Origin of the sequence: Rhodococcus qingshengii JCM 15477, from assembly GCF_023221595.1 — a bacterium.
In the GTDB taxonomy this organism is placed as follows: Bacteria; Actinomycetota; Actinomycetes; order Mycobacteriales; family Mycobacteriaceae; genus Rhodococcus_F; species Rhodococcus_F qingshengii.
Genome location: NZ_CP096563.1, coordinates 4,116,359 through 4,140,862, shown reverse-complemented (window position 1 = coordinate 4,140,862; position 24,504 = coordinate 4,116,359). Strand labels below are relative to the sequence as shown.

16 protein-coding genes and 1 tRNA gene are annotated in these 24,504 nt (G+C 65.4%); 10 read left to right on the top strand and 7 right to left on the bottom strand.

All coding sequences use genetic code 11. The features are described from left to right. The first annotated feature begins 95 nt into the window (after positions 1-95). A complete protein-coding gene (gene glgP / locus M0639_RS18805; RefSeq protein ID WP_064075828.1) occupies positions 96-2,696 on the top strand; it encodes an alpha-glucan family phosphorylase in 2,601 nt (866 codons plus the stop codon). A gap of 68 nt (positions 2,697-2,764) precedes the next feature. Here glgP and M0639_RS18800 read toward each other — a convergent pair whose 3' ends face one another. The 3 genes from M0639_RS18800 to M0639_RS18790 are packed head-to-tail and all read right to left on the bottom strand — an operon-like array spanning position 2,765 to position 6,807. Beyond that, a complete protein-coding gene (locus tag M0639_RS18800) occupies positions 2,765-4,813 on the bottom strand; it encodes an ATP-dependent DNA helicase (protein WP_058038870.1) in 2,049 nt (682 codons plus the stop codon). Positions 4,814-4,822: 9 nt separating this feature from the next. Next, positions 4,823-5,470, bottom strand: a complete 648-nt coding sequence (locus M0639_RS18795; protein ID WP_064075829.1) for a nicotinamidase — start codon at positions 5,468-5,470, stop codon at positions 4,823-4,825. After that, complete coding sequence (locus tag M0639_RS18790) at positions 5,467-6,807, bottom strand: nicotinate phosphoribosyltransferase (protein WP_030537905.1); 1,341 nt, start codon at positions 6,805-6,807, stop codon at positions 5,467-5,469. The genes M0639_RS18795 and M0639_RS18790 overlap by 4 nt, the downstream gene beginning before the upstream one ends. Before the next feature lie 121 nt (positions 6,808-6,928). Between M0639_RS18790 and clpS the strand changes: the two genes are divergently transcribed. From clpS to rdgB, 7 genes are all read left to right on the top strand, one after another. Next, on the top strand, positions 6,929-7,240 hold the full coding sequence (clpS, locus tag M0639_RS18785; protein ID WP_037132099.1) for an ATP-dependent Clp protease adapter ClpS: 312 nt from the start codon (positions 6,929-6,931) through the stop codon (positions 7,238-7,240). 56 nt (positions 7,241-7,296) lie between these two features. Then, positions 7,297-7,887, top strand: coding sequence for an oxidative stress transcriptional regulator AosR (aosR, locus tag M0639_RS18780; protein ID WP_003945318.1), 591 nt, complete (start codon positions 7,297-7,299; stop codon positions 7,885-7,887). After that, entirely contained in the window at positions 7,884-8,951 is a 1,068-nt protein-coding gene (locus M0639_RS18775) for a P1 family peptidase (RefSeq protein ID WP_064075830.1), read from the top strand. The genes aosR and M0639_RS18775 overlap by 4 nt, the downstream gene beginning before the upstream one ends. Positions 8,952-9,043: 92 nt before the next feature. After that, positions 9,044-9,703 (top strand): rhomboid family intramembrane serine protease, encoded by a 660-nt coding sequence (locus M0639_RS18770; RefSeq protein WP_030537907.1) that lies wholly within the window; start codon positions 9,044-9,046, stop codon positions 9,701-9,703. Between the two features lie 97 nt (positions 9,704-9,800). After that, positions 9,801-10,559 (top strand): cyclic nucleotide-degrading phosphodiesterase, encoded by a 759-nt coding sequence (locus tag M0639_RS18765; RefSeq protein ID WP_007733274.1) that lies wholly within the window; start codon positions 9,801-9,803, stop codon positions 10,557-10,559. Positions 10,560-10,611: 52 nt separating this feature from the next. Further along, positions 10,612-11,397 (top strand): ribonuclease PH, encoded by a 786-nt coding sequence (gene rph / locus M0639_RS18760; RefSeq protein ID WP_003945332.1) that lies wholly within the window; start codon positions 10,612-10,614, stop codon positions 11,395-11,397. 3 nt (positions 11,398-11,400) lie between these two features. Further along, positions 11,401-12,009 (top strand): RdgB/HAM1 family non-canonical purine NTP pyrophosphatase, encoded by a 609-nt coding sequence (rdgB, locus tag M0639_RS18755; RefSeq protein WP_042925783.1) that lies wholly within the window; start codon positions 11,401-11,403, stop codon positions 12,007-12,009. Between the two features lie 62 nt (positions 12,010-12,071). On the opposite strand, the gene M0639_RS18750 is transcribed toward rdgB, so the two are convergent. Both M0639_RS18750 and M0639_RS18745 read right to left on the bottom strand, forming a co-directional pair. Further along, positions 12,072-12,452, bottom strand: coding sequence for a DUF3817 domain-containing protein (locus M0639_RS18750; protein ID WP_003945334.1), 381 nt, complete (start codon positions 12,450-12,452; stop codon positions 12,072-12,074). Beyond that, a complete protein-coding gene (locus M0639_RS18745) occupies positions 12,449-12,856 on the bottom strand; it encodes a hypothetical protein (protein WP_020970031.1) in 408 nt (135 codons plus the stop codon). Before M0639_RS18745 ends, M0639_RS18750 begins: the two co-directional genes overlap by 4 nt. A gap of 258 nt (positions 12,857-13,114) precedes the next feature. Between M0639_RS18745 and M0639_RS18740 the strand changes: the two genes are divergently transcribed. Then, positions 13,115-13,834, top strand: a complete 720-nt coding sequence (locus M0639_RS18740) for an aspartate/glutamate racemase family protein (protein WP_064075831.1) — start codon at positions 13,115-13,117, stop codon at positions 13,832-13,834. 58 nt (positions 13,835-13,892) lie between these two features. On the opposite strand, the gene M0639_RS18735 is transcribed toward M0639_RS18740, so the two are convergent. Both M0639_RS18735 and M0639_RS18730 read right to left on the bottom strand, forming a co-directional pair. Continuing rightward, a tRNA-Leu gene (locus tag M0639_RS18735) sits at positions 13,893-13,974 on the bottom strand. 73 nt (positions 13,975-14,047) lie between these two features. Beyond that, positions 14,048-14,764 carry a hypothetical protein gene (locus tag M0639_RS18730; protein ID WP_064075832.1) on the bottom strand — a complete coding sequence of 239 codons (717 nt, stop codon included), beginning with the start codon at positions 14,762-14,764 and terminating at the stop codon, positions 14,048-14,050. A gap of 419 nt (positions 14,765-15,183) precedes the next feature. Between M0639_RS18730 and M0639_RS18725 the strand changes: the two genes are divergently transcribed. Continuing rightward, the gene (locus M0639_RS18725) at positions 15,184-24,495 is read left to right on the top strand and encodes a type I polyketide synthase (protein ID WP_064075833.1); all 9,312 of its coding nucleotides are present in this window, start codon (positions 15,184-15,186) and stop codon (positions 24,493-24,495) included. Positions 24,496-24,504 lie beyond the last annotated feature (9 nt).

Sequence of the window (24,504 nt, the reverse complement as noted above, 5' to 3'; positions counted from 1 at the left end):
TGATAACGACGAATTCGGGTCTGTCGGTGGTCAGGTCGGCTCGGGCGTTCGGTTCCACCGGACAGAGTGCGAGGAACTCGACTAGGGTTCGCGGGGTGAAAGCCTTGCGTCGGTTCACTGTCCGAGCCCACCTTCCGGAGCGCCTCGCCGCGCTCGGCCCCCTGTCCACCAACCTTCGGTGGTCGTGGCATCCCGAGACACAGGATCTGTTCTCGCGACTCGACCCCGAACTCTGGCAAGCAGTCCAGTTCGATCCGGTCCGCATGCTCGGGGAAGTCGACCCCACCCGTCTCGACGAACTCAGCAGTGACGAGGCATTTCTCGGTGACCTCGACACTGCAGCAGCCGATCTCGATGCTTATCTGAGCACCCCGCGCTGGTACCAATCCCAGCAGGCCAAGGGCACATCGTTAGCCGGCGGAATTGCGTACTTCTCCATGGAGTTCGGAGTCAGCGAAGTTCTGCCCAACTACTCCGGTGGATTGGGCATCCTGGCGGGCGATCACCTCAAGGCCGCGTCCGACCTCGGGCTGCCGCTCATCGGCGTCGGACTGCTCTACCGATCCGGCTACTTCCGCCAGTCGCTGACCGCCGACGGTTGGCAGGCCGAGCACTACCCGCCGCACGACCCTCAAGGGTTGCCTCTTCGTTTGCTGACGGACGCAGGCCCGGCTTCCGAAGACGGATCGCCGGTCGTCATTCACGTCGCCATGCCCGGTGGCCGGGTGCTGCGCGCGCGAGTGTGGATCGCTCAGGTCGGACGAGTGCCGTTGCTGCTGCTCGATTCCGACATCGCCGAGAACGACGCGGATCTGCGCGGCGTCACGGACCGTCTCTACGGCGGGGACCAGGATCACCGCATCAAGCAGGAGATCCTCGCGGGTATCGGCGGCGTCCGCGCGGTGCGCGCCTACACCGCGGCGTACGGATTGCCCGATCCCGAGGTGTTCCACATGAACGAGGGGCATGCCGGATTCCTCGGCATCGAACGGATTCGGGAACTTGTCACCACCAGCGGTCTGGACTTCGATTCGGCTCTGGCCGCGGTCCGTGCCGGAACGGTCTTCACGACGCACACTCCGGTTCCCGCCGGAATCGACCGCTTCCCGGCGGATCTGGTCCGTCACTACTTCGGCGGAGCGAACGGCGAGAACGAATCGAGTCTGCTTCCCGGCCTGACCGTCGACCGCATCGTCGGGATGGGGCGTGAAGCCGATCCGTCGATCTTCAACATGGCGCACATGGGTCTTCGCCTGGGCCAGCGAGCCAACGGCGTCTCGAAGTTGCACGGCATCGTCAGCCGCGACATGTTCAACGGTCTCTGGCCGGGCTTCGACGCCGACGAGGTGCCGATCGGTTCGGTCACCAACGGTGTTCACGCGCCGACGTGGGCGGCGCCGGAGTGGATGGACGTGGCCAGGCGGATCGTCGGTCAGGAGCAACTCGAAGAAGCACGCGGGTGGGAGCGCCTGCACGAGTTGTCGGCAACCGAACTGTGGGAAACACGTAATGCGTTGCGCGGCAAGTTGGTCGACGAAGTTCGTCGTCGCGTCCGAGCGTCCTGGCTCGAACGCGGCGCGACCGAGGCCGAACTCGGCTGGACCACTGGAGTATTCGATCCTAACGTCTTGACAGTCGGATTCGCGAGGCGCGTTCCGACGTACAAGCGGTTGACGCTGATGCTGCGTGATCCCGAGCGTCTGCGTGCGATGTTGCTCGACGAGAAACGTCCGGTGCAGTTGGTGGTGGCCGGCAAGTCGCACCCCGCCGACGACGGCGGTAAGGCACTCATCCAGCAGGTCGTGCGGTTCGCCGACGAAGCGGATGTGCGTCACCGCATCGTCTTCCTGCCTGATTACGACATGTCGATGGCCCGCTACCTGTACTGGGGCTGCGACGTGTGGCTCAACAACCCGCTTCGCCCACTCGAGGCGTGCGGTACTTCCGGCATGAAATCCGCGCTCAACGGCGGCCTCAACCTCTCCATTCGCGACGGATGGTGGGACGAGATGTACGACGGCGAGAACGGGTGGGCCATTCCGACGGCCGACGGTGTTCTCGACGACGTGCGGCGTGACGATCTGGAAGCCAGCGCCCTCTACGAACTTCTCGAGCACGCGGTACTGCCGACGTTCTACGACCGTGATGCAGCCGATCTGCCGACGCGCTGGGTCGAGAGGGTTCGCCACACCCTCGAGAATCTGGGCCCGAAGGTGTTGGCATCACGCATGGTTCGTGACTACGCCGTCGACTACTACGCCCCTTCGGCGGAATCAGCTCGAGCGGTAGTGGCGGACGATTTTGCCGGCGCGCGTGAGGTGGCCGAGTTCCGTCGCCGTATCGAGTCGCAGTGGCCGTCGGTCGCCGTCGAGCAGGTTGACGGTTCCGGCCTGCCGGACACCCCGGAGATCGGTGCGACCATCTCTTTGAAAGCCAAGGTCCGCCTCGGCGGCTTGTCGGTCTCGGATGTGGAGGTTCAGGCAGTCCTGGGACGCGTCAGCCCAGGCGAGGAACTCACCGACGTGGTGACGTTCCCGATGACACATTTCGGAACCGAGGACGGAGCCGAGATCTTCGAAGCCGAGGCTGCGCTTCCGGTCTCCGGCTCCGTGGGTTACACCGTGCGGGTGTTGCCGCATCACCGGTTGTTGGTCGATGCCTCCGAACTCGGGTTGGTGACCACTCCGAGCGTCTGACGTAATACATTCTGCCCCGGTCCGTTCGGTCGGTACCGGGGCAGAATTGTGCCCGCGTGAGAACTGGGTCAGGGACGTGAGTCGCGGATGCGGGTGAGTGCCTTGCGGACGACTTCGGGGTTGGTCGTCTCCCAGAACGGAGGCAGTGATGCGCGAAGGTAACCCGCGTATCTCGCCGTGGCCAGACGCGGATCGAGTACGGCCACCACGCCCTTGTCGTCGGTGCTTCGAAGCAGGCGACCCACGCCCTGTGCCAGGAGCAGCGCCGCGTGATTGGCCGAGACGCTGAGAAAGCCGTTACCGCCATGGGATTCGATAGCCTGCTGGCGAGCCATCAACAGTGGATCGTCCGGGCGCGGGAACGGAATCCGGTCCAATATGACGAGGCTCAGTGACGGACCCGGAACATCGACGCCCTGCCACAGGGACAACGTGCCGAACAGTGACGTGGGTTCGTCCTTGGCGAAGGCCTTGACGAGGGTGCCGGTGGCGTCGTCGCCCTGGCACAGGATGGGGGTGTCGAGGCGTTCACGCATCGCCTCCGAGGCGGCTTTGGCGGCGCGCATCGACGAGAACAGGCCGAGGGTGCGTCCGCCCGCAGCCTCGACGAGTTCGGCGATCTCGTCGAGATAGACCGGGGAGAGGCCGTCGCGGCCGGGCGTGGGCAGGTGGCGGGCAATGTAGATGATGCCGGCCTTTGCATGGTCGAAGGGCGACCCGACGTCGAGTGAGTTCCAGCGGAAAGCCGAAGCGTCAGAAGGTGCTTCGGTGCCGATGGCGGTACCCGAGTCGGGGCGCGCGGACGACTCCGCAGGAAGACCCCAGTTGACGGCGAGACCGTCGAACGATCCGCCGACGGTCAGTGTCGCGGAAGTGAGAACGACGGTGGATTCGGCGAACAGTCGCGAGCGCAGCAATCCGCCGACCGAGAGCGGAGCCATCCGGACGGAGCGCCGCACCGATCCGCGGAACTCGTCCGAGGACAGCCAGACGACGTCCTTGCGCTTGGCCGGGTCGGGTTCGTCGAAAGCGGTGAGAATACGCACGGCACTGTCGTGGACGTCGTCGACGGACGAGAGTGCGGCGTTGCGGGCCGCAGCGGCTTCGGGATCTGCAGCAGCCATTCCCGGTTTGGCCGGACCGATAGCGGTGCGCAGCGACCAGGCCGCGTCGCGGATCGCAGCCAGTGCGGGTGCCGCCCCGTCCGGGAGGCCTTCCCAGCGACCTGGGCGCAATTCCTCGAGGAGTCCAGCCCACCCCTCGCCGGCAGCTTCGAGGCGATCGGCATCCTGCTCTTCGGCGATCTTGCCGCAACGCCGGGCCGCGGCACTGATCGAGGCGGCAGTGAGATCGGCCGTGGCGACGCCGGTGACGCGGTCGACCAACTCGTGGGCCTCGTCGATCACCACGACGTCGTGGTCAGGCAGGATCTGGATGCCGGTGATGGCGTCGATCGCGAGCAGTGCGTGGTTGGTGACCACTACGTCGGCCTTCGACGCCTCGACTCGGGCGCGCTCGGCGAAGCAGTCCTCACCGACCGGGCACTGGTTCTTACCGATGCATTCGCGGGAGGTGACACTGACCTGCCGCCACGCCTGATCGGATACGCCCGGCACCAATTCGTCCCGATCACCGGTTTCGGTGTCTGAGGACCATTCGGTGAGGCGGACGACCTCCCGGCCGAGACGCGAGACCGTGAACGGATCGAACAACTCGTCCTCGGGTGGCTGCTCGGACGCGCCGGTATGGATCTTGTTCATGCACAGGTAGTTGTTGCGGCCCTTGAGGATTGCGAACTCTGCGCGTCGGCCGAGTGGCTTCTTCAGGGCATCGGCGAGCCGAGGCAGATCTCGGTCGACGAGCTGACGCTGCAGCGCGATGGTGGCGGTGGACACGACCACGGTGCGTCCCGATTCGACCGCGTGGCGCAGGCTCGGAACGAGGTAGGCGAGCGACTTACCGGTACCGGTGCCGGCCTGGACGGCCAGATGCTCGCCGGTGTCGATCGAGTGCGCCACGGCGGACGCCATCGTCAGCTGACTGGTTCGTTCGGCACCGCCGAGCGACCGCACCGCTGTCTGGAGCAGTTCGGGAACGTTCGGGAGTTGATCGGCCACCCACGAAGGTTAATGGATCCCTACGTCAGAAACGTCCACGGATGATTCCCGGGGTAGTTCACCGGCATTCGAGTCTTCTTGCGACGAGGCCTCGTCTCGCCCGATCAGCTGCACTCCCGCCTCCCGCATCTGCACCAATGCCGACTCGATCGTGGCGGTCGACACACCAGCGGTGAAGGGGAGAAGGACTGTCGTGGCGAACCCCGCGCGCGCGGCATCGACGGCCGTGGCCTTGACACAGTGATCCGTGGCAATTCCGATCACGTCGACGTCGGTGATCTCGTGGGCGCGGAGCCAGTCCTCGAGCGTCGTGCCGTCCTCGGCTGCTCCTTCGAAACCGGAGTAGGCCGCGCTGTAGGCGCCCTTGGAGAAGATCGCCGACCCGGCGACGGAAGCGTCGAACGCCGGATGGAACTCGGCGCCGGCTGTCCCGACGACGCAGTGAACCGGCCAGCTGTCGATGAAGTCGGGATTCTCGGAGAAGTGCGCCCCAGGGTCGATGTGGAAATCGCGAGTCGCGACTACGGCGTCGTACTCGTGGGAGTTGACGAAATCGTTGACGGCTCCCGCAACCGCAGCACCGCCTTCGACTGCAAGAGCTCCACCTTCACAGAAATCGTTCTGAACGTCGACAATTATCAGTGCTTTTGCACTCACTGGTGCTCACCTCCGGTGAATCGAACGGGCACAGCCGAGTCTCCGCGCGAGAGCTTGAGGCCTTCCCACGGCAGGCTCACGAGCCCTGCCTTCAGAACCGCTCTGCTCTCTTCGAGCGTCGGCGCGCTGTCGACGACCTTGCCTTCGCGAACCAGCGGGATCAGCAGTTCGGTCGCTCCGTCCGCCTCGGAGACAGGTGACGGTGATCCGGCGGGGTAGATGACTTCTTCGACGATCGTGCCGGTCGGACGCACTACGCGCAGTGCCTTCTTTGCGCCGCCGCGAGATGCCTTGTTGGTGCTTCTCTTCTCGACCGCGATTCCGTCGACCTCGACAAGTTTGTAGACCATGCCGGCGGTGGGGGCGCCTGATCCGGTGACCAGGGAAGTGCCGACGCCGTACGAGTCGACGGGTTCGGCGCGCAGAGCCGCGATCGCGTACTCGTCCAGGTCGCCGGAGACGACGATGCGTGTTTTGGTAGCACCGAGATCGTCGAGTTGTTGGCGTACCTGACGAGCAAGAACGCCGAGATCGCCGGAGTCGATGCGAACCCCGCCCAGCTCGGGACCGGCAACGGCGACAGCCGTTTTCACACCCTCGGTGATGTCATAGGTATCGACGAGCAACGTGGTGGATACGCCGAGTGCCGCGACCTGACCGCGGAATGCCGCTGCCTCGTCCGGACCGTCTTCGGTGGTGTGCAGGAGAGTGAAGGCGTGCGCGCTGGTACCTGCACTGGGTACGTCGTGACGCCGCGCGGCTTCGAGGTTGGAGGTGGCGTCGAAGCCGGCGAGATACGCGGCACGTGAAGCGGCGACGGCGGCCTGTTCGTGTGTACGACGCGAGCCCATCTCGATCATCCGTCGACCGCCCGCTGCGCTCACCATGCGGGCTGCGGCCGAAGCGATCGCGCTGTCGTGGTTGAGGATCGAGAGAATCAAGGTTTCGAGGATGACGCACTCGGCGAAAGTTCCGCGGACCGAAAGGATCGGTGATCCGGGGAAGTAGAAATCGCCCTCGCGGTAGCCGTCGATGTCACCGGAGAATCGATAGTTGCGCAGCCACTCGACGGTCGTGTCGTCGAGGAACTTTGCAACGATCGCCAGTTCCGGTTCACCGAACCGGAACTGCTCGAGTGCGTCGAGAAGGCGCTCGGTACCGGCGACGACGCCGTAGCGACGACCGTCTGGCAGCCGCCGTGCAAATACCTCGAAACTGCAGTTGCGGAAGGCAGATCCGTCGGCGAGAGCCGCCGAGAGCATGGTCAGTTCGTACTGATCGGTGAGCAGTGCGGTGCTGGCACCGGCGTCGCGGATGTCGGAAATTTGCGTAGGCACGCACACAACTCTATGCGCGAGACGACGTGGGTGGGTGTTGTCGCCTCTCGTCGCGCCGTACCCTGGATACATGGTTTTCGGCGGCGCGACCGTGTCCGGCACTTACTCGGCGAACGTAACGATGAGAGGCGCTACGGCTTCCTCTCCTCAAGCCACGCCCGAGCAATCGGAGGCTGTTTCGACCATCGAAGCCGCAGATCGGCCCTGGGTGACCATCGTCTGGGACGACCCGGTCAATCTCATGCATTACGTGACTTACGTGTTCCAGAAGTTGTTCGGCTACAGCAAAGCCAAGGCCACCGACCTGATGATGCAGGTCCATTCGGAGGGCAAGGCCGTGGTCTCGAGCGGTTCGCGCGACAAGATGGAGGCCGATGTTCGTCGCCTCCACGCTGCCGGTCTCTGGGCCACGATGCAACGCGACGACACCTGAGAAAAGCACTTTTTCGACCGATTTGTTCGCCTAACTCGTAGACGGGAGTCCGACGCGTGCGGACGTGGAGTAGGAAGAGTTCACTCGGCGGAGTGAAGTTCAAGTCCGAGATGGACGGCCACGAGGCGGCGGTTCTGCGCTCGCTCGTGGAGTCGGTGACCGGGCTTCTCGACGAGCGCGCGTCTTCGGCGCCGCAAGACGAGCTCGCCGCGCTGACGGGTCTTCGTACCGGAAATTCGGAGACGCCCGACAATCCGGTGTTGGCGCGTTTGCTTCCCGACTTCCAGCGCACCGATCCGGACAAGGTCGCTCCGGACAGTGACGATCTCGACGACGCCGGCGCCAATGTCAACGGCGCGCTGCGCAGTTTGCACGAACCCGAGATCATCGACGCCAAGCGTGAGTCCGCTCGCATGTTGTTGGCTTCGCTTCCGGAGGCCGGCGGCAAGGTCGTTCTCACGCAGGAACAGGCCGACGCATGGCTGTCCTCGCTCAACGACGTCCGTCTCGCGCTCGGAACCAATCTCGGCATCGACGCCGACACCCCGGAGAGCCTCGAACCCGACGACCCGCGAGCCCCGCATCTCGACGTCTATCACTGGTTGACGTGGATGCAGGACTCCCTCGTCCAGGCGCTCATGCCATGACCACAACGCGGACCGGGCCCACTGATTCACTGACAGATGTCGCCGGCCTCGCCGTCGGTCATCACCACAAGCTCGACGAGGGAGCCACTCTCGGAAGCGGCGCAGCCACCGGCTGCACGGTCGTGCTCGCGTCGGCCGGTGTGGTCGCCGGAGTCGACGTCCGGGGCGGCGGTCCGGGTACCCGCGAGACCGATCTGCTCGACCCGAGCCATTCGGTCCAGCAGGTCAATGCCGTGCTGTTGACCGGCGGTAGTGCCTACGGACTTGCCGCGGCCGACGGAGTGATGCGCTGGCTCGAGGAACACGATCACGGGATCGCGATGGGCGCTCCCGGCCAGGTGGTACCGATCGTGCCCGGCGCCGTGATCTTCGATCTGCCGGTGGGGGACTGGACCGTTCGTCCGACCGGCGATTTCGGATTCCTCGCTGCCGACACTGCTTCGCGCGAATTCGCCACGGGCACGGTCGGCGCGGGGGTAGGTGCCAGAGCCGGAGCGCTCAAGGGTGGGGTGGGAACGGCCAGCGTCGTGATCGCCGACGGCCCCGCCGAGGGGACTACGGTCTCCGCCTTGATCGTGGCGAATCCGGTGGGTTCGGTCTTCGACCCCAGAACAGGCCTGCCGTGGGGCGTCGGCTCGGACGGCGCGGAGTCGTTCGGCGTCAGGCTCCCCGACGCGTCCGAACTCGCGGCGGCCAATGCCGTTGCAGCCAAGGGAACTGTCCTCAACACCACGATCGGTGTGGTCGCCACTGACGCCGCCTTGACGAAAGCCGGGTGCCGACGCGTCGCCGTCGCAGGTCATGACGGCCTGGCCCGAGCGATTCGGCCCGCACATTCGCCGCTCGACGGCGACACGATCTTTGCGCTCGCCACCGGTGATCACACTCCGAATTCGGAGATCACGGTTCCGGACGCTTTCCCGAACGATCTGCCGATACTCGACGCGGTGTGCGCGGCTTCGGCCCAGGTGGTCGAACGTGCGATCGTCACAGCGATTCTCGACGCCACGTCGGTAGCCGGAATCCCGAGCTACCGCGAACTCTTCCCGTCCGCATTTCTCTAGGCAGCACTCCTGGAATCGGCGGTAATCTCGAATTGAGCCTGGTCGCAAGTGACCGGATCAGAAGACCGGATCGACGGTGGAGGACGCACACGATGACGATGGATTTCAACAGTCCGGACTTCGGCACCCGGACGCCGGCACGGAAATCCGGTCCGCCCTCGGTGTGGAAGCAGTCGGCCGTGTTGGTGGGCGGCTTCGCGATCCTGCTCTACGTGATCGAGATCGTGGATGTCATCTCCGGTCAGAACGTCCAGAACGCCGGCGTCACCCCGCGCACGCTCGACGGCCTGTGGGGAATCCTGTTCGCCCCGGTGTTGCACGACGACTGGGGTCATCTGATCGCCAACACCATTCCGGTGCTGATCCTCGGATACCTCGTGCTGGTGTCGGGAATTGCGCGGGGACTCGCGGCGACCGGCATCATCTGGGTGATCGGCGGCGTCGGGACCTGGTTGTTCGCCGGCTCGAACTCGAATCACGTCGGTGCGTCCGTGCTGATCTTCGGCTGGGTCACCTACCTGCTGGTGCGCGGGTTCTTCACGCGGAGTTTCACACAGATCCTGATCGGCGTTGCCGTCTTCGTCGTGTACGGCGGAGTGCTGTGGGGCGTTCTGCCGAGCGATCCACGGGTTTCCTGGCAAGGGCATCTGTTCGGAGCGATCGGCGGCGTGGTTGCCGCCTGGGCGTTGACGTCGGGGGAGAGGGCCAAGCGCGCCGGGTCGGCGCCGGCCGTTCGACCACCGAGTTTCTGAACGGACGTGGGTCACACCCTCACTGCGGTGTGACTTCGACGCGCCAAAACCACCAAGAGCTTTTTCCCAGACGGGTAGACGTGGCAGCATGACCGGTATGCGCATGACCGTCCTGGGGTGTTCCGGCAGCGTCACGGGTCCGGATTCACCGGCTTCGGGATACCTGCTCACGGCACCGGGAACTCCGCCGCTCGTGATCGACTTCGGCCCGGGAGTTCTTGGGGCGTTGCAGCGATACGCCGATCCGGGCGAGGTGACGATCCTGCTTTCGCACCTTCATGCGGACCACTGTCTCGACATGCCCGGCCTGCTCGTCTGGCGTCGCTATCACCCCAACCCGCCGGTCGGCCGTGCTCTGGTTTACGGCCCCACCGACACCGCGTGCCGCATCGGAGTGTCCTCCGCCGAGTGCGCCGGCGAGATGGACGACATCTCCGACACCATCGACGTCCGGCTCTGGGCCGAGAACGAGCCGGTGACGTTCGGTGAACTGAGCGTCGTCGCCCGCCGGATGAATCATCCACCCGAGGCTTACGGTTTCCGGATCACCGGCGCCGACGGCCGCGTCCTCGTCTATACAGGCGACACCGGTATGTGCGACAACGTCGTCGAACTCGCGCGTGGTGCAGACGTGTTGCTCTCCGAAGCGTCGTGGACCGACAGTCCGGATCGCCCCGAGGGAGTTCACCTCTCCGGTAAGGAAGCCGGCCGTGTGGCTGCGCTCGCCGGCGTCAAGGAACTTCTCCTCACGCACATCCCGCCGTGGACATCGCGTGAAGACGTGATCGCCGAAGCGAAATCCGAATTCTCCGGACCGGTCCATGCCGTCTCCGCCGGAAGTGTCTACGACATCTGATTCCCCTCACATTCGGTGCAGCGCTCACCGGGCGACCGCTAGGCTCACGAAGGTGACTACACGAGAAGACGGTAGGGCGGACGACGAGCTCCGCACGGTCAAGATCACCCGCGGGTTCACCAGTCACCCGGCCGGATCCGTTCTGGTCGAGTTCGGGAACACTCGCGTCATGTGCACGGCCAGCGTCGAAGAGGGTGTACCCCGCTGGCGCAAGGGCTCCGGCTTGGGTTGGCTGACAGCCGAATACGCGATGCTTCCCGCCGCCACGCACACACGCAGTGGCCGCGAATCGGTCAAGGGCAAGGTCGGCGGCCGCACGCAGGAGATCAGTCGACTCATCGGCCGATCACTTCGAGCGTGCATCGATCTCGCGGCAATCGGTGAGAACACCATCGCCCTCGACTGTGATGTCCTCCAAGCCGACGGTGGCACTCGCACCGCGGCAGTGACGGGGGCATACGTGGCCCTGGTCGACGCCGTGACGTACCTGCGCGCAGCCGACCTGCTCTCCGACCCACAGCCCATCTCGTGTGGCATAGCGGCCGTCAGCGTCGGGGTCGTGGACGGACGAGTGCGTCTCGACCTTCCGTACGAAGAGGATTCGCGTGCTGAGGTCGACATGAATGTCGTGGCCACCGATACCGGCACGCTGGTGGAAATTCAGGGAACCGGTGAGGGCGCCACCTTCCCACGCTCGACGCTGGACAAGCTGCTCGACTCCGCTCTGGCTGGTTGTGAGCAACTTTTCGAGATCCAGCGTCAAGCGTTGGCCGAGCCGTATCCCGGGGTGCTACCCGAACCGAAGAATCCGGAACCCAAGAAGAAGTTCGGTGCCTGAGCTGTGAGCGTACGAGTACTGGTTGCCAGCCGAAATGCCAAGAAACTGAAGGAACTTCACCGGGTGCTCGACGCCGCCGGAGTGAGCGGAATCGAACTGGTCGGGCTCGACGAGGTCCCGCCGTTCCCCGAAGCCCCCGAGACCGGAGCGACGTTCGAGGAGAATGCGCTCGCCAAAGCGCGTGACGGAGCAGCTGCAACCGGAATGCCCTGCATCGCAGACGATTCCGGTGTCGAGATCGACGCACTCAACGGTATGCCCGGCGTGCTGTCCGCGCGATGGTCGGGCAATCACGGAAACGACGGCGCCAACACGGCTCTGGTCCTGGCTCAGCTGGGAGACGTGCCAGACGAGCGTCGAGGCGCGGCGTTCGTCTCCGCCTGTGCACTGGTGATCCCCGGCGGCGACGAGACCGTCGTGCGCGGCGAATGGCGCGGGGTGATCGGCCGCGAACCAGCCGGCGACGGCGGCTTCGGATACGACCCCATCTTCCGTCCGGACGGCGACACCCGCTCGGCCGCAGAACTCACCCCGGCCGAGAAGGATGCGGCGTCACATCGAGGGCGCGCGCTCGTACAGCTCGTTCCCGCGCTGGCGGCACTGGCCGGCTGAACCGAATCCGAAAAGTGGAGCCCTGAACGCGTCTGCGTTCAGGGCTCCACTTTTTGAAACTCTCAGAGCTGGTAAGCCTGCTTCACCTGGGCGGTTCGCTTGTGCTCGAACACGAACGACAGGAACGGGATCGTGCCGGCGAGCGCGGTGGCAACCGTCGTACCGGGCTTCCACCGGGCCTTGATCGCCAAGTCGATCGTGAATACGAGATAGAGCATGTAGAACAGGCCGTGGATCTGGCCGATGTAGAACAACCACGACGGTGCGTCCGCCGAATTGTCGAGAATCAGGTACTTGTAGACCATCTCACCGGTCAGGAACAGCAGCCAGAGGCCGGTGATCCAGGCGAGAACGCGGTATCGGACCAGCGCCGACGCAACCTTCTTCTGCTTTTCTGCGTTGACTGCGGGGGTAGCGATGCTCGCTTCCGAACCGGTACTCACGTCGTGCTCCTATCGGACTCGCGAGCGGCGAGCTGCGCAAGGTAGTCGTTGTATTCCAGCATTTGGCGGGCTTCAGGGTCGTCGACGTCGAGGTTCACATCGTCGAACTCGGCCCGCGGGCGTTGCGGCAAGAGGTCGGCGGGAATCTCACGCGGCTCAGCGGCGGCTTCCTCGGCTTCGGCCTCTTCGGGGTCCACGTCTTCGAGCTGAACGAACTTGCGATACGCGTACACGACAAACGCCGCGAACAGCGGCCACTGGAACGCGTACCCGAGATTCTGTCCCGAGCCTCCGACGGCTTCGAAGCGCTCCCACTGCCACCAGCCGAGCGCGAGGCAGCCGGCAGCTGACACGATGACCAGCAGAATCAGCGCAGGTCGGCGTTTAGTAGCGTTCTTGGACACACTAAGACGGTACCTGAGAGCTATAGTGCCTCGCCCTGCGATCTCCGACACGGTGTCGTAGAAGCCGTGCCACGGCGTGTCGTAGGAGCCGTGCCACGGCGTGTCGTAGAGGCCGTGCCACGGCGTGTCGTAGAAGCCGCTCCACAGCACCTGTGCGCTATGCCCATCCTCACCCGCAACGCCAGGGCACTGAACACATTCTCCCGGCTGTGCTGCATCGATAACCTCGGCGCGTATCCGAAAGCAGGGGAGTGTTTGATGCACATCAGAGTGATTCGCCCGGTCATCGACACCACACTGACTCCGGCGGTGACAGACGAGGTGGAGCACTGGGCGGCGCCCGGCACGACGGTCGACGTCGTTTCGCTGCCTACCGGTACGGCGAGCATCGAGTCCGAGTACGACGAGGCACTTGCCGGCCCCGGGATCGTGCAGCGGGTCGAAGAGGCGGCAGCCGACGGCGTCGACGGTGTATTCATCACGTGTTTCGCCGATCCCGGAGTGCATGCCGCCCGAGAGGTCATCGACGCTCCGGTGGTCGGCGGCTTCGAGCCGTCATTTCTGACAGCGATGAGTCTGGGCGATCGCGTCGGTGTCGTGACCATCCTGCCGAACGTCGTGCCGATGCTCCGATCGCTCACTCGGCGGTATGGGCTGGACAATCGGCTGGGCAGTATTCGAGTCGTGGACATGCCGGTGCTGGGCCTCACCGATCGGGAGGAACTGATCGATCGACTGGCCGCTCAGGCGTCTGCGGCAGTGGAGAACGGTGACGCCGACTCCGTCGTTCTCGGTTGCACCGGGATGCTCGGTGTGACCAGTGCGGTCCGAGACAGGCTGCATGGCAAAGGGATTCACGTTCCGGTTGTGGATCCGACGGCCTCGGCGATCACCTGGTTGGAGAGCTCGGTCCGTCTGGGGCTGACACCGAGTCGGACGACGTACATGACTCCACCGGTCAAGGATCGAAAGCGCTGACCTTGCTCACGAGAACCGAAAAGCCCCGCCGGATCAGATCCGGCGGGGCTCTTCGTTGTGCGCGAGGGGGGACTTGAACCCCCACGTCCTGAGACACTGGAACCTAAATCCAGCGCGTCTGCCAATTCCGCCACTCGCGCGCGGAATTCAAAGGATACGCGAGTGGAATCGCTCGCGGGCACACCACCCTGGTCGGGATGCGCCCGCCCGCTCTCAGGCCGTTTCGGCGAGTGGATCCGCTGCGGGCGGCATGGTGGATTTCTTCGACCGGCGAGGTTGCTCGGCCGTGCGTTGATATCGCCACGCAGCGTGGGTGAGCGTTTGAACATCGACATCGAGATGTTCGGCAACCGCAACGAGCAACTCGGCTGCGTCGGTGCTCGACAACAATTTCTCGCTACTGCTTGCTTCGGTGGCGAACCGTGCAAGTAGATCTATCGAAGTTACCGTCAACTTCCCGGACAGGAACACCAGCGTCTCGAAGGTCCTGGGGCCGAGCCCCGGAACGGAGACAACTGCCGAACGGAGGCTTTCGGTGTCCTCGACGTCGGCACTGGACCGGCAACCGGATTCGACGAGCGCCTTGGCCGCGCGAGCCGCACCCTCGGCTTTGGTGAAGTAGTTGCCCGGCACGCGCTGGCGATTGCCGAGAATCGTTGCGAGCTCGTCGCCACGGTCGGTGAAGGCGGCGAGAGCGGGCAAGCTGTCGAGGCGATCGTCGGCGGCTACCGAGCGGTGTGTGCGCCAACGGTCGACGACGGCGCGGACTCCGGTCTTCGGTGTTCCATAGGCGGCGCGCGACGAGAAGATCGCATCGAGAAGGGCGGCTTCGGACTCGCGCGGCCATCCCTGATTCCAATGCGGCCACGCCTCGCGCGGAAGCTCGGCGCCGATGAATTCGGCCGCTCTGACTACGTCTGTGTCTTTCATGATTTCTCCCCCCGAGAAGTTGTCCGGTGTGGACGCGCTGAACGTAGCGAGGGAGTCCGACAGATTGTGGCCCGGAACGCACGGGATCGACCGTCCGTCAAGGAGGTCACGAATTGGTAACAATAAATATGAGGGGTTCCTCAGGTTTCTGAAAATCCCGGTAACAGTCCCAGGCAGGGCGTTCGCGACCTACTCGCGAGTCACTTTCTCGAAGTCTCGTGAGGAAGATCACGGCCCCGAAAGTCCAGATTTCCAGGGTGCCGACAAACGTGAGGAAATCCTCATGATTCTGTGTAAACCTTGTCTTGCACGAACGCCCTGACTCCGTCGATTCTCTCGACGAATTCGCGAGCACTTCAGCCGGGCAGCACACCGCAAATCCCACCTCGCCGCAGAGGTGACCAGGAGAGGACGTACGCGTGACGATCGATGACACGACACCTACAGGAAACGGACGCGACTCGAAGGGTGGACGCCGTTTCGGCGTCGATGGGGGACAGTCCCGCACGACCAGCAAAGGTGCCCTCGTCGATTCGCTGAACAACGGCGTTTCCTACGCAATCGCTTTCGGTGGACAGGGCGCTCCCTGGCTCACCTCGCTCGAGGAGCTCAGCCGTGACAACGGACTGGAGCCCGTTCTGACCGATCTGGTCAATGACGCAGCAGCACGCCTCGCGCCCGTCGCGCAGGATCTCCTCGTGGTTCGCCCGGTCGGATTCGATCCGATCGCGTGGATGCTCGAAGCCGAGATCGTCGACGAAGAAGAAGGTGAGAAGTCGGCCGGGCCTTCCGCTGCCGCGCTCACCGCAGCTCCGGTGTCACTCCCGGGCGTCTTCCTCACGCAGCTTGCGGCGTTGCGTGCACTCTCCGCTCAGGGTCTGGATGTAGCCGGTAACCCGCCGGCTGCCGTCATCGGCCACTCGCAGGGCCTTCTGGCCACGGCTGCCGTAGCCGCGCAGGGCAATGACGACGGTGAACTCCTCGCCGTCGCACAGCTCGTCGGTGCTGCTGCCAGCTTGGTCGGCCGTCGCCGCGGCGTCATCGCCGGCGCCTCCGCGAAGCCGATGGTTGCGGTCTCGGGCGTCGATCCCGAGCGTCTCGCCGCCATCGTCGCCGAGCTTGCCGAGGGTGTGGCGCCTGAGCGCGCGGCTGTCCTCGCCATCCGCAACGGCCGTCGCCGCGTCGTTCTCGCCGGGCCGCCCGCTGAGCTGGCACGCGTGCAAGAGCGTTGTGAACAGATCGAAGCCGAGGAAGCCCGCGAGCGTGAGGGTAAGAAGCGTGGCGGTTCCGTCTTCGCGCCGTCCTTCGATCCGCTCGACACCGAAATCGGCTTCCATCACCCCGCATTGACCGAGGCCGTCGAACTCGTCGGCAGCTGGGCGACCCGTTGCGGTCTCGACGCGGACCGTGCGCGCGAACTTGCGCAGGGTGTCCTCGTCGATCCGGTCGACTGGGTCGAGGCTGTCGACGGCGCAATCTCCGCCGGCGCCAAGTGGATTCTCGATCTCGGACCCAGCGATCAGCTGACCCGTATGACGTCCTCTTCGCTGCGTGGACAGGGCATCGGCATCATTGCCGCAGCCACCCGCGGCGGACACCGCAATCTGCTCACCCCCGGTGCAGCACCTGAGGTCTCACGTTCGTGGTCCGAGTTCGCGCCGAAGCCCGTTGCGCTTCCCGGCGGCCGTATCGGCGTCGAGACCGCGTTCACGAAGCTGACCGGTCGTTCACCCATCCTGCTAGCAGGTATGACGCCGACGACGGTCGACGCCAAGATCGTTGCCGCGGCAGCCAATGCCGGTCACTGGGCCGAGCTTGCCGGTGGCGGGCAGGTCACCGAAGAAATCTTCGAAGACCGTGTCGCAGAGCTGAAGATGCTGCTCGAGCCGGGCCGCGCGGTCCAGTTCAACTCCCTGTTCCTCGACCCGTACCTGTGGAAGCTGCAACTCGGTGGCAAGCGCCTCGTGCAGCGTGCCCGTACCGCCGGTGCTCCCATCGACGGCGTCATCGTCACCGCCGGTATCCCGGAACTCGAAGAGGCTGTTGCTCTCATCGACGAGTTGTCCGAGATCGGCATCACCAACATTGCATTCAAGCCCGGCACCGTGGCGCAGATCCGCTCCGTGATCCGCATCGCCAACGAGGTTCCGAACTTCCCGGTCATCGTCCACATCGAAGGCGGCCGCGCCGGCGGACACCACTCGTGGGAAGACCTCGACGACCTGCTCCTCGACACGTACGCCGAGCTGCGTACACGCCCGAACCTGGTCATCTGCGTCGGTGGCGGCATCGGAACACCCGAGCGCGCAGCTGATTACCTGACCGGTCGCTGGTCCGCCGCAGCCGGTTTCCCGGCCATGCCCGTCGACGGCATCCTGGTCGGCACCGCAGCCATGGCGACTCTCGAGGCCACCACCTCTCCCGAGGTCAAGCAGCTCCTCGTCGACACACCCGGTACGCCGGACTGGGTCGGTGCAGGTACCGCTGAAGGCGGAATGGCCTCCGGCCGTAGCCAGCTCGGTGCCGACATCCACGAGATCGACAACGCGGCTTCGCGTACCGGGCGCCTCCTCGACGAGGTTGCCGGCGATTCCGAGGCAGTGGCCGAGCGCCGCGACGAGATCATCGCCGCCCTCGACGTCACCGCCAAGCCGTACTTCGGCGACGTCGAGACCATGACGTACGCACAGTGGCTGCGCCGCTACCTCGAGCTGACCGTCGGCATCGACGCGGCGAAGGAATTCGACTGCGGCGCCGATCTTCAGGACGCCATCGTCGAGGCGACGTCGAGCCCGTGGCTCGACATCACCTGGCGTGCTCGCTTCGGCGAGATGCTCCAGCGCACCGAGGCGCGTCTGCACCCGGTCGACCGCGGCCCGATCCCCACGCTGTTCGCTGACGCCGAGACCCTCGAGCGCCCCGAGGCTGCAATCTGCGCACTGCAGGCGTCGTACCCGGACTACTCGACCACCGTTCTGCATCCCGCAGACGTCTCGTTCTTCATCTCGTTGTGCAAGACGCCGGGCAAGCCGGTCAACTTCGTTCCCGTCGTCGACGGTGACGTGCGTCGTTGGTGGCGCAGCGACTCCCTGTGGCAGGCACACGACCCCCGCTACACCGCCGATCAGGTTTGCGTCATCCCCGGCACCGTTGCCGTCGCCGGCATCACCCGTGTCGACGAGCCGGTCGGTGACCTGCTCGATCGCTTCGAGAAGGCGACCTACGACGAATTGGTTGCTGCCGGAACCACTCCGGTTGCACTCGCGAGCCGTCGCCACCAGGATTCCGCACCCGGACTTCTCGACGCCGTTCTCTCGGCTCCTGACCTCCAGTGGGCCGGCCGCCTGACCCAGAACCCCGTCCGTCGTCTCGGCGACCTCGACGAGTGGAGTGCAGAGTCTGCCGACAAGGCAGTTCACGGCACCACCGGTTCCAGTCTGACCGTCGTCGATTCCTCGCACGTGCTGCTTTCGGTTCCGTTGGTGGCAGGCAAGTCGGTCGACATCACGATCACGATCCCCGAGTCCGTCGTCGACGGCGGCGCTCCGGTTGTCACCGAAGCCGATGCCGAAGGTGCGATGTCCGCGCTCCTGGCAGTTGCTGCCGGACAGGAACTTCCGACAGTCAAGAACGGCAAGGCTCGCCTCAACGTCGCGTGGGTTCCCGATCGCATCGCCGATCACGCCGGTGTCACCGGTTCCGGTCTGCCCGCCACGCTCAGTGTCAGCGGCAAGGCTGTTCCGGACGTCGTCGTCGGAGCATGCTGGCCTGCAGTGTTCGCAGTCCTCGGCGCAGCCAAGCTCGACAGTCTTTCCGTTATCGAAGGCATGCTCGACCTGGTCCACCTCGACCACACCGTCGACTTCGTCGGTGAACTTCCCTCCGAGACAAGCATTCTCGTGGTCAATGCCGAGGTCGCCTCGGTTCTCGACACCGACCTCGGTCGTGTCGTCGAGGTCAAGGTCGAGGTCGGTGCCATGCTCGGCGAGGGCCTCGACGCCCCCGCAGTCGTCACCATGACCGAGCGTTTCGCGATCCGCGGACGCACCGGTGCAGGCGAACTCGCCGACCCGGCTCGCGCCGGTGGATCGATCAGCGATGCGGCTGTCGACACCTCGCGTCGTCGTCGCCGTGACGCGAAGATCCTCGCTCCGGTCAGCATGGGCGCCTTCGCTCAGGTTTCCGGTGACCACAACCCGATTCACACCTCCGACAACGCCGCTCTGCTGGCCGGCCTCGGAACGCCGATCGTGCACGGCATGTGGCTCTCCGCCGCAGCGCAGCAGGTAGTCACCGCAGTCGACCCGGCCGAGACCCGCGTCCCGCCGCGCCGCCTGACCGCCTGGACAGCTCGCTTCCTCGGGATGGTTCGACCCGGCGCCGAGATCGACGTCCGTGTCGATCGTGTCGGTATCGACCAGGGCGCGGAAATCGTCGAGGTCGGCTGCCGCATCGACGGTGAACTGGTCATGGTCGCCACCGGCCGCACCGCCGCGCCGAAGACCGTCTACGCCTTCCCCGGCCAGGGCATTCAGCGCCCGGGCATGGGCCTCGACGCTCGCGCACGCTCCAAGGCCGCCCGCGACGTCTGGGAGCGCGCGGACAAGCACACTCGTAAGGCACTCGGATTCTCGATTCTCGCTGTCGTGCGCGACAACCCGGTGACCGTCAAGGCCCGTGGTGTCGAGCACAGGCATCCCGACGGTGTCCTGCACCTGACTCAGTTCACCCAGGTGGCCATGGCCGTTCTCGGTGTTGCCCAGGTTGCCGAGCTGCGCGAATCCGGAACCTTCATCGAGGATTCCCTTCTGGCCGGTCACTCGGTCGGTGAGTACAACGCACTCGCCGCTGTCGCCGAGGTTTTCCCGCTCGAAGCACTTCTCGAGGTCGTCTTCCAGCGTGGCTCCGCCATGCACCAGCTCGTTCCCCGTGACGAAGCCGGACGCTCCGACTACCGCATGGCCGCTATTCGCCCGTCGCAGATCGGTGTTTCCGACGACGACGTGCAGGGCTTCGTCGCCGGTGTCGCCGAGACCTCCGGTGAGTTCCTCGAAATCGTCAACCTGAACCTGCGCGGCAGCCAGTACGCCATCGCCGGTTCGGTAGCCGGTCTCGACGCACTCGAGGTCGAAATCGATCGTCGCCGAGCAGAATTCGGTGGCAAGCGGGCATACATCCAGGTTCCCGGCATCGACGTGCCGTTCCACTCCACCGTCCTTCGCGGTGGCGTGGCGGACTTCCGCGTGTGCCTGCAGGACTTGCTCCCGCACGACATCGACCCGGACATCCTGATCGGCCGCTACATCCCGAACCTGGTTCCGAAGCCGTTCTCGCTGCGTCGTGACTTCGTTCAGGAAATCGCCGACCTGGTGCCGTCCGAGCCGCTGCAGGAAGTCCTCGCAGACTTCGACAGCTACGCAACGCGCACTCACGAGTTGTCCCGCATCATCCTGATCGAGCTGCTGGCTTGGCAGTTCGCCAGCCCGGTCCGTTGGATCGAGACGCAGGACCTGCTCTTCGGTGACGAGTCCGAAGGTGGACTCGGGGTCGAACGCTTCGTCGAGATCGGTCTCGGCGCTGCCCCGACCGTTGCAAACCTCGCGTCGCAGACCCTCAAGCTGCCGGGCCGCTTCGGCTACCCGGTCGAGGTTCTCAACGTCGAGCGCGAAGCCGCGATCGTCTACGGCACCGACGTCGACCCCGCTGTCGATGACGACGACGAGATCGAAGCGCCTGCCGCGCAGGCTGCTCCGGCCGCCGCGGCCGCTGCTCCGGTTGCCGCTGCCGCGCCGGCTGCACCTTCGGGTGGACCGCGTCCGGACGACCTCACCTTCAAGGCGCCCGACGCCACGAAGGTCCTGATCAGCCTGTGGACCAAGCTCCGTCCCGATCAGGTCGGCCCCGCGGACACGATCGAGGCACTGTGCGACGGCGTTTCCTCGCGTCGCAACCAGCTTCTGGTCGACCTCGGCTCCGAGCTCTCCCTCGGTGCCATCGACGGGGCCGCAGACGCCGACATGGGCTCCCTGGGGGCAACCGTCGACAAGCTCGCCCGTACGTACAAGCCGTTCGGACCGGTGCTCTCCGATTCGATCAACGATCACCTGCGTAAGGTCTTCGGCCCCTCGGGCAAGCGTCCCGGCTACATCGCCGACCGCGTCAAGAAGGTCTGGGAACTGGGCGACGGCTGGGCACACCACGTCACCGCAGCAGTGGCTCTCGGTACCCGTGACGGCGCCAGCATCCGCGGCGGCGACCTCGGTGGCCTGAGCTCCGGCGCACTGGCCGACGCGGCAGCAGTGGACGCAGTCATCGACAGCGCAGTTGCCTCGGTCGGGTCTGCTCGTGGAGTCAGCGTCTCGTTGCCCGCTACCGGCGGCGGAAGCGGCGGAACCGTCGACGCAGCCGCTCTGGGTGAGTTCACCGAGAACATCACCGGTCGCAACGGCGTTCTGGCCTCGGCCGCACGCCTGGTACTCGAGCAGCTCGGACTGAACGAAGAAACGGCAGTCGCGACGGTCGAGGACACCGAACTGGTCGACCTGGTCTCGGCTGAACTCGGCTCCGACTGGCCGCGTCTGGTTGCTCCGGCATTCGACGCGCAGAAGGCCGTTCTGCTCGACGACCGCTGGGCAAGTGCGCGTGAGGATCTCGCTCGCATTTGGCTCGGTGACACCGCGTTGTCGGTCGAGAACTTCATCGGTGCCGGCTCCACCGTCGCCGCACAGGCGAAGTGGTGGGCCACCCGTGCGACCGACGAAGGCCGCACCGCACTCGCCGAGGTCTACACCCGCATCGCTGATGCGGCTGCTGCGGCAGAATCCGACGCACCCGAGTGGGCAGGCGAGGTCGCAGTAGTGACGGGCGCCAGCAAGGGTTCCATCGCGGCAGCGGTCACGGGCAAGCTCCTTGCCGGTGGCGCAACGGTATTCGTGACCACCTCGCGACTCGACGGTCAGCGTCTCGGCTTCTACCGCGACCTGTACCGCGAGAACGCTCGCGCCGGTGCCGCCCTCTGGGTGGTTCCCGCGAACATGGCGTCGTACACCGACGTCGACGCGCTGATCGACTGGATCGGCAACGAGGCCACCGAAAACGCGGGCGGCGCAAAGAAGCTCATCAAGCCGGCCATGACGCCGACGATGCTCTTCCCGTTCGCAGCTCCCCGTGTCGGCGGTGAACTTTCCGACGCCGGCGCTCGCGCCGAAATGGAAATGCGCGTGTTGCTCTGGTCGGTGGAGCGCCTCATCGGCGGTCTCTCGAAGATCGGTTACGACAGCGACGTCGACACGCACCTGCACGTGGTGCTGCCCGGTTCGCCGAACCGCGGAACATTTGGTGGTGACGGTGCTTACGGTGAGGCCAAGGCTTCGTTGATCGCCGTGGTGAACCGTTGGAAGGCCGAGCGCAACTGGGCCGAGCGGGTCACGTTGGCACACGCCGTCATCGGTTGGGTTCGCGGAACCGGACTCATGGGTCACAACGATCCGATCGTCGACGCAGTCGAAGCTGCGGGCGTCCGCACCTGGTCCACCCAGGAGATGGCGACCCAGCTACTGAAGACGGCAACGCGTGAGTCGCGTCGCGCTGCTGCAGAGGCTCCGCTCGAGGTCGACCTGACCGGTGGGCTCGCCGAGGCGAACCTCGACCTCGCCGCACTGGCCAAGGAAGCTGCCGAGGTGGCCGAGATCGCCGAGGCCGTCGACGAAGCAGTGGACGAGTCCAGCATCCTGGCGCTGCCCGCGCCGGCTCGCATCGACGACTCGGTCAAGGCTCCGAGCTGGCCCGAACTGGACGTCACCCCCGCGGACCTCGTGGTCATCGTGGGTGCCGGAGAGCTCGGACCCTACGGTTCCTCGCGTACCCGCTTCGAGATGGAGGTCGACGAGCAGCTCTCTGCCGCAGGCGTTCTCGAATTGGCGTGGAACACCGGACTCATCGTCTGGGAGAACGACCCCAAGCCGGGCTGGTACGACGTCGAATCCGGTGACCTGGTACCCGAGGCGGAAATCGCCGACAAGTACCACGACGCAGTCGTCGAGCGTTGCGGCATCCGTCGCTACGTCGACGAGGGCGCGATGATCGACAACACCGCTCCGCTGCTCACCTCCGTGTTCCTGGACAAGGATCTGAGCTTCGTGGTCGGCAGTGAGGCAGAGGCTCAGGCCTTCGTCGAATCCGATCCGGAGAACACGACGGCGACGGTTTCCGCCGAGTCCGGAGACTGGACGGTCACCCGCCGCGCAGGCACCGAGATCCGCGTTCCGCGCAAGATGAAGCTGACTCGTAGTGTGGGCGGTCAGATTCCGACCAACTTCGACGTCACCAAGTGGGGCATCCCCGCCGACATGGCAGATTCGGTCGACCGCGTCGGCCTCTGGAACATCGTCGCAACGGTGGACGCCTTCCTCACCGGCGGCTTCACTCCGAGCGAACTGCTCCGCTGGGTACACCCGAGCCTGGTCGCCAACACGCAGGGCACCGGCATGGGCGGCATGACCTCCATGAGGAGCCTGTACATCGACACGCTGCTCGGCGAGAACCGTCCGAACGACATCCTGCAGGAAGCGCTGCCAAACGTCATTGCAGCGCACGTCGTTCAGTCGTACGTCGGCGGTTACGGCGCGATGGTTCACCCCGTCGCCGCCTGCGCCACGGCAGCGGTATCCGTCGAAGAAGGCGTCGACAAGATCCGACTCGGCAAGGCGCAGTTGGTTGTTGCCGGCGGGTTCGACGATCTGAGCACGGAAGGCATCATCGGCTTCGGCGACATGTCGGCCACTGCCAAGACCGAGGACATGCATGCCAAGGGCATCGAGGATCGCCGCTTCTCGCGGGCCAACGATCGTCGCCGCGGCGGATTCGTCGAGTCGGCCGGTGGCGGAACGATTCTCCTCGCTCGCGGTGACCTGGCACTCGAGATGGGTCTTCCCGTCCTCGGTGTGGTCGCCTGGGCCGGATCGTTCGCCGACGGTGTCCACACCTCGATCCCGGCACCGGGACTCGGAGCACTGGGCGCCGGACGTGGGGGAGCGGATTCGCAGCTCGCACTCTCGCTCAACGCACTCGGCGTGAGCGCCGACGACATCGCCGTGATCTCCAAGCACGACACCTCCACTGCCGCCAACGATCCCAACGAGGCAGAGCTGCACGAGCGCCTCGCCGGGGCATTGGGACGCAGTGAAGGCGCGCCGATGTTCGTGGTCTCGCAGAAGAGCCTGACCGGTCACGCCAAGGGTGGTGCCGCAGCCTTCCAGCTGATCGGGCTCTGCCAGGTACTGAGCCAGGGCATCGTCCCGCCGAACCGCAGCCTCGACTGCGTCGACGACAAGATGGCCGAATTCGAGCACCTCGTGTGGGCACGTCAGCCGCTCAAGTTCGGTGAGCATCTTCCGCTGCGCGCGGGCCTGCTGACCAGCCTCGGCTTCGGTCACGTCTCCGGACTGATCGCAGTCGTGCACCCGCAGGCATTCGTCGAGTCGGTTCCGGCCGACAAGCGTGACGCCTATGTTGCTGCGGCCCAGCAGCGGACGATCGACGGTCAGCGTCGCCTCGCGAAGGCGATGTGCGGTGGCGACAGCCTCTACGAGCGCCCGGCGGATCGTCGCCTCGGTGCCGACGGAACGCCGGCCAAGGCGTCGCGTCAGCTCGAAGCGGACATGCTGCTGAGCGAGGACGCACGACTCGGCGCAGACCAGGTGTACCGCTCGAATCTGCCCGGCTGCAAGTAGTAGTCACGG